Source organism: Rhodoferax sp., assembly GCF_028689305.1.
Classification (GTDB): domain Bacteria; phylum Pseudomonadota; class Gammaproteobacteria; order Burkholderiales; family Burkholderiaceae_C; genus Rhodoferax.
Genome location: NZ_JAQTWM010000014.1, coordinates 21916 through 24175, shown reverse-complemented (window position 1 = coordinate 24175; position 2260 = coordinate 21916). Strand labels below are relative to the sequence as shown.

The window sequence follows — 2260 nt, the reverse complement described above, 5'->3', positions numbered from 1 at the left end:
GCTTGCTTTTCTGCATCTTGCCGGTGGCACCGAGCGGGATGTTGTCCAGGAACACCACGTCATCGGGAATCTGCCATTTGGCGGTCTTGCCTTCGTAGAACTTGAGCAGCTCCTCGCGGGTGACTTCGGCCCCCGGTTTCTTCACCACGGCCACAATCGGGCGTTCGTCCCACTTGGGGTGTTTCATGCCGATACACGCTGCCATGGCGATGGCTGGGTGCGCCACGGCGATGTTCTCGATGTCGATGGAGCTGATCCACTCGCCGCCGGACTTGATCACGTCCTTGCTGCGGTCGGTGATCTGCATGTAACCGTCAGGGTCGATGGTGGCCACGTCGCCGGTGGGGAACCAGCCATCCACCAGCGGCATGACCGACGCGGTGTCCCCCGCGCCCTTGTAGTACTCGCGCAGCACCCATGGGCCTTTGACCAGCAGGTCACCAAAGGTCTTGCCGTCCCAGGGCAGCTCCTGGCCTTCACCGTCGACGATTTTCATGTCAACGCCGTAGATGGCGCGGCCTTGCTTGAGGCGCACCTTCATCTTGTCTTCTTCCGACAAGGTGAGGTGTTTGTTCTTCAGCGTGCACAGCGTGCCCAGCGGGCTCATCTCGGTCATGCCCCAGGCATGCAGCACTTCCACACCGTATTTGTCGTTGAAAGCGGTGATCATCGCTGGCGGGCAGGCCGAGCCGCCAATCACGGTGCGCTTGAGGCTGGAGAAGCGCAGGCCGTTGGGCTCCATGTGGCCCAGCAGCATCTGCCAGATGGTCGGCACCCCGGCGGCATAGGTGACCTGCTCCAACTCGATCAGGTCGTAAATGGACTTGCCGTCCATACCCGGCCCAGGAAACACCAGCTTGGCCCCGGTGAGTGCTGCCGAATACGGAATGCCCCAGGCGTTGACGTGGAACATCGGCACCACCGGCAGGATCGAGTCGCGCGCCGACAGGCACATCACATCCGGCAGCGCAGCGGCATACGCGTGCAGCACAGTGGAGCGGTGGCTGTACAGCGCCGCTTTGGGGTTGCCGGTGGTGCCGCTGGTGTAACACATGCTCGACGCCGTGTTTTCGTCGAGTTCGGGCCAGGTGTAGGTGTCGGGTTGCGCCGCCAGCAGGGCTTCGTAACTGGTCAGGTTGGGAATACCCGAATCAGCCGGCAGCTTGTCGGCGTCACACAGCGCCACCCAGTGCTTGACACTGGGGCACTTGCCGTGAATGGCCTTGGCAATCGGCAAAAACGTCATGTCAAAACACACCACCTGGTCCTGGGCATGGTTGACCACCCAGGCAATCTGTTCGGGGTGCATGCGTGGGTTGATGGTGTGCAGGACCCGGCCCGAACCACTGACGCCGAAGTACATCTCCATATGGCGGTAGCCATTCCAGGCAATGGAGGCCACCCGCTCACCCGGCTGCAGCTGCAGCGCATCCAGCACCCGTGCCAGCTGGCGCGAACGTTGAGCGGCCTGTTTGTAGGTGTAGCGGTGAATGTCGCCTTCAACCCGGCGTGACACGATTTCACCTTCGCCGTGGTGGCGTTCGGCAAACTCGATCAGCGATGAAATCGTCAGTTGTTGGCTCTGCATCAATCCCAGCATGTCCTGGCTCCTCGTTGTGGTTGAAATAGCTGCGCATCGTACTGCGAAAACGCAGCGCCAAAGCGCCACCCCGTCGCGGGCATGACAGACGGCCGCCCCCCCGCGGGCGGCACTGATATCCATGCGAGCTCTGGGTTTGTCAGGGCTGCCAGACAATGCCGCCATGAATGCACCCTCAGCCTCCCTGGAACTGGTGAAAACGCCGCTGTCCTGGGACAACCGCTTCTACCAGCTCGGTGAACGTTTTTTCACCCGGCTGGCCCCCCAGCCGCTACCCGCCCCTTACTGGGTCGGGCACAGCCAGCCGGTGGCTACGCTGCTGGGGCTGGACGCCCAGTGGATGCGCTCGGACGCCCTGCTGCAGGCCCTCTCGGGCAACCAGCCCCTGGCGGGCACCCAGCCGCTGGCCAGCGTCTACAGCGGCCACCAGTTTGGCCAGTGGGCCGGCCAGCTGGGCGACGGCCGCGCCATCCTGCTCGGCGAGACCAATGGCCAGGAAGTGCAGATTAAGGGTTCGGGGCTCACCCCCTATTCGCGCATGGGTGATGGCCGTGCCGTGTTGCGCAGCAGCATCCGTGAGTTTTTGGGCAGTGAGGCCATGCACGCGCTGGGCATTCCCACCACCCGCGCCCTGTGTGTCACCGGCTCGGACGCGCCGGT

Annotated in this window: 2 protein-coding genes; one reads left to right on the top strand and one right to left on the bottom strand. The window is 63.3% G+C overall.

The genetic code is table 11. From position 1 onward, the window contains the following. The coding region (locus tag PHW99_RS04905; protein ID WP_300174361.1) for a 3-(methylthio)propionyl-CoA ligase at positions 1–1600 on the bottom strand (1600 nt) is incomplete at its 3' end. Positions 1601–1763: 163 nt separating this feature from the next. Here PHW99_RS04905 and PHW99_RS04900 point away from each other — a divergent pair. After that, positions 1764–2260, top strand: a 497-nt coding sequence (locus PHW99_RS04900; protein ID WP_300174359.1) for a protein adenylyltransferase SelO family protein, incomplete at its 3' end; no start/stop codon positions are given.